The organism is Streptomyces sp. NPDC059696, from assembly GCF_042733745.1.
Taxonomy (GTDB): Bacteria; Actinomycetota; Actinomycetes; order Streptomycetales; family Streptomycetaceae; genus Streptomyces.
The window spans coordinates 1-3,597 of the sequence record NZ_JBHWFG010000079.1 but is presented as its reverse complement, the minus strand read 5'-3'; the positions used below and the strand labels follow the sequence as shown (position 1 = coordinate 3,597).

Below are 3,597 nucleotides of genomic sequence, written 5' to 3'. Positions count from 1 at the left end.
GAACTCGCCCCTCAGGCCTGAGCAGGTGGAGCAGCTCCTGGGGAGCTACCGGAGCCTGGGCGCGCTGGAGGGCAGTTGCACGGTCCCGGCCGTGCTCGCCGCGGTCAGGGCGGCCCGCGCGGAACTCCGCATCGCCCTGGACGGCCAGGCCGTGGAGTTCGACTACTACCGGGGGCACGACGACAGCCTCGTGGCCTGAACCCATCCCCCGGCTCGCCGGGTCAGACGAAAGGGAGACCGGTGTCCCACGGTGCAGAGCGCGAAACGAGCCCGGCCGATGAGAGTTCCGGCACCCGGCCGCTGACCGGCGAGGAGTACCTGGAGAGTCTGCGGGACGCGCGGGAGGTGTACCTCGACGGCAACCGCGTCAAGGACGTCACCGCGCATCCCGCGTTCCACAACCCGGCCCGGATGACGGCCCGGCTGTACGACAGCCTTCACGACCCCGACCAGAAGGCGGTCCTGACGGCGCCCACCGATTCCGGAGACGGGTTCACCCACCGCTTCTTCACCGCGCCGCGCAGTGTCGACGACCTGGTCAAGGACCAGGCCGCCATCGCGTCCTGGGCGCGCAAGAGTTACGGCTGGATGGGGCGCAGCCCCGACTACAAGGCGTCGTTCCTCGGCACGCTGGGGGCCAACGCCGACTTCTACGAGCCCTTCGCGGACAACGCCCGGCGCTGGTACCGGGAGTCGCAGGAGAAGGTGCTGTACTGGAACCACGCCTTCCTCCACCCCCCGGTGGACCGGTCGCTGCCGGCCGACGAGGTGGGCGACGTCTTCATCCACGTCGAGCGGGAGACCGACGCGGGTCTGGTGGTGAGCGGGGCCAAGGTCGTCGCGACCGGCTCGGCCCTCACCCACGCGGCGTTCATCTCGCACTGGGGACTTCCCATCAAGGACCGGAAGTTCGCCCTGGTGGCCACCGTGCCGATGGACGCGGACGGACTCAAGGTGATCTGCCGGCCCTCCTACTCCGCGACCGCGGCGATGACGGGCAGCCCGTTCGACAACCCGCTCTCCTCACGGCTCGACGAGAACGACGCCATCCTCGTCCTGGACCAGGTGCTGATCCCGTGGGAGAACGTGTTCGTCTACGGCAACCTGGGCAAGGTGCACCTCCTCGCCGGGCAGTCCGGGATGATCGAGCGGGCCACCTTCCACGGGTGCACGCGGCTCGCCGTGAAGCTGGAGTTCATCGCCGGACTGCTGGCCAAGGCGCTGGACATCACCGGGGCGAAGGACTTCCGCGGCGTGCAGACCCGGCTGGGCGAGGTCCTGGCCTGGCGCAACCTCTTCTGGTCGCTGTCGGACGCGGCGGCCCGCAACCCCGTCCCCTGGAAGAACGGCACGCTCCTGCCCAACCCCCAGGCGGGCATGGCCTACCGCTGGTTCATGCAGATCGGCTATCCGAGGGTGCTGGAGATCGTCCAGCAGGACGTGGCCAGTGGACTGATGTACGTCAACTCCTCCACCGAGGACTTCCGCAACCCCGAGACCGGCCCCTACCTGGAGAAGTACCTCCGAGGCAGTGACGGCGCCGGCGCCGACGAGCGGGTCAAGGTGATGAAGCTGCTGTGGGACGCGGTGGGCTCCGACTTCGGCGGCCGCCACGAACTCTACGAGCGGAACTACTCCGGCAACCACGAGAACACCCGGATCGAACTGCTGCTCTCGCAGACGGCGAGCGGCAAACTGGACTCCTACAAGGACTTCGCCCAGGCCTGCATGGACGAGTACGACCTGGACGGCTGGACCGCTCCCGACCTGGAGTCGTTCCCGGACCTGCGCTCCGCCTCCCGTGACCTGCTCGGAGGACGGTAGCCGCCCCCGCCGACGACGTACCGCGGCCCCCGGACCAGATGCCGGGGGCCCGCTTCACGTACGCCGTCGGGTGAGGAGGGGGACTCAGCCGCGCAGGAACTCGATGAGCTCGGGGGCGAGCTTCTTGGGCGCCATGGCCACGGCGCCGTGGTTGAGCCCGTTCAGCGTGCGGTGGCTCGCGTCGGGGAGCACTCCGGTGAGTTCCTTCGCGGCACGCTGGAAGCCCTCGGGGCTCTTGGAACCGGTCAGCACCAGGGTCGGAGCCGAGGCCGCCGACCACGGCTCGGCGGGGAGCGGCTTGCCCTGCTGGGTGTCGCCCATGACCGCGATGTCGTAGGGCAGCGTGTTGGCCAGACCCTTGAGGTTGGACCAGACACCGGGCATCAGGCGCATCGCGCCGACCATGAACGAGGGCATGCCCTGCGCCTTGACCATGAAGGCCTTGACCGCGTCGCTGCGCCGGTCCTCCGCCAGCAGGGCGTCGATCTGCCCGGCGAAGCCGGCGGGCGGGCCGAAGCCGTCCGGGGCGACGGAGAACGGCGGCTCGTAGACTGCGAGCTTGTTCACTTTCAGGCCGGCGGCGGCGGCTCGCAGGGCGAGCACCGCGCCGGACGAGCTGCCGAACAGGGACGCCGAACCGCCGACCTGGTCGATCAGCGCCGCGATGTCCTCGATCTCGCGCTCGACCGCGTACGCCGAACCGTCGGCGCTGGCGCCGCGGCCCCGCCGGTCGTAGTTGACCACCGTGAAGTGCTCGGCGAGGAGAGCGGCGAGCCTCTTGGCGTCGGAGCGGTCGGCCAGGGCGGAGGCCACCAGGATCACCGCCGGCCCCTCGCCCGACTTGTCGAAGGCGATCGTGGTGCCGTCGGCCGATACCGTCGTCGATTCCACCTTGGCTGCTTTCTCGCGGGTTGAAGACATGCTTTCCCTCAGATCACGTTGTGGGGCGTGCTGCCGACAATAGAGACCGGCGTCCGGCGGGAAAGTAGTCGGTCCTGCCGGAATTGAGGGGTCCGGAGGGCACGCCGGCCGCTGCACGACGGCGTGCCCGGACCTTCCGGACATTGTCGTGTCCTCAGGCGCGGCTCGCATCTTCAGGAATGCTCAGTGCTCCGTGTGGCGGAAAAGGGACGGCGATTTCGTCAGTCGTTGCCGCGCGGGCTGTTCTGGTAGGCGGCCAGACGCCACTGCCCGTCCTGCTCGACGGCCAGCCACGAGGCCCGGACGGCGCCGTCGCCGCTCGCCTCGGTCTCACCCGGGGCCAGGATGCCGCCCTCGGTGATCAGCAGAGCGACCCCGTCGCCGAGCAGACGCGCGTCGATGGGGCTGCCGATGACGCGCGTGCCCTTGTACGGGCCCGCGAACGCGGCCGCCATGTGGGTGCGGATGTTCTCACGGCCCTTCCGGTAGAGGCCCGGGAGGATCATCGTCCCGTCCTCGGCGAAGACGTCGGCGAACCGGTCGGCGTCGTGGTCGGCCCACGCGGCCACGATGCGCCCCGGCAGGGCGGCTACCGCGGCCAGGGCCGCGTTCGGAGCGGAGGTGGTCGAGTCGGTGCTGGTCATATCTCGGTTCCCGTCCGTTGGATGGCGGTTTCGGCACGGCCGTCAGACCTGCCTGGGCCCGACGCTGGCAGTCGGCCCCGCCGCCGGGCATCTCCTGCGTTGCGCCCCACGCCAGTCACTTCACGGCCAGAACAAGTCGCGCATTCTGGAAGAAGCTGAGGCCCGGAACCCGGTGCGACGATCTGCGGTGTCAAGGACTTCGCACACG

At 69.8% G+C, this 3,597-nt stretch carries 4 protein-coding genes; 2 read left to right on the top strand and 2 right to left on the bottom strand.

Annotated elements, in window-relative coordinates; genetic code table 11:
• Positions 1-199: DUF6052 family protein (locus tag ACFV20_RS36570; RefSeq protein ID WP_385665397.1), on the top strand; the 199-nt coding region annotated here is incomplete at its 5' end.
• Between the two features lie 41 nt (positions 200-240).
• The gene (locus tag ACFV20_RS36565) at positions 241-1,824 is read left to right on the top strand and encodes a 4-hydroxyphenylacetate 3-hydroxylase family protein (protein ID WP_073771964.1); all 1,584 of its coding nucleotides are present in this window, start codon (positions 241-243) and stop codon (positions 1,822-1,824) included.
• An 84-nt stretch (positions 1,825-1,908) separates the two neighbouring features.
• Here ACFV20_RS36565 and ACFV20_RS36560 read toward each other — a convergent pair whose 3' ends face one another.
• Together ACFV20_RS36560 and ACFV20_RS36555 are read right to left on the bottom strand one after the other, a co-directional pair.
• Positions 1,909-2,745 carry an alpha/beta fold hydrolase gene (locus ACFV20_RS36560; RefSeq protein WP_073771965.1) on the bottom strand — a complete coding sequence of 279 codons (837 nt, stop codon included), beginning with the start codon at positions 2,743-2,745 and terminating at the stop codon, positions 1,909-1,911.
• Positions 2,746-2,966: 221 nt separating this feature from the next.
• A complete protein-coding gene (locus ACFV20_RS36555) occupies positions 2,967-3,389 on the bottom strand; it encodes an SgcJ/EcaC family oxidoreductase (protein ID WP_073771966.1) in 423 nt (140 codons plus the stop codon).
• Positions 3,390-3,597: the final 208 nt, after the last annotated feature.

Excerpts from the sequence above, each read along its gene's own strand:
- ACFV20_RS36560 (WP_073771965.1), bottom strand. The coding sequence starts at position 2,745 with ATGTCTTCAACCCGCGAGAAAGCAGCCAAGGTGGAATCGACGACGGTA.
- ACFV20_RS36555 (WP_073771966.1), bottom strand. The coding sequence starts at position 3,389 with ATGACCAGCACCGACTCGACCACCTCCGCTCCGAACGCGGCCCTGGCC.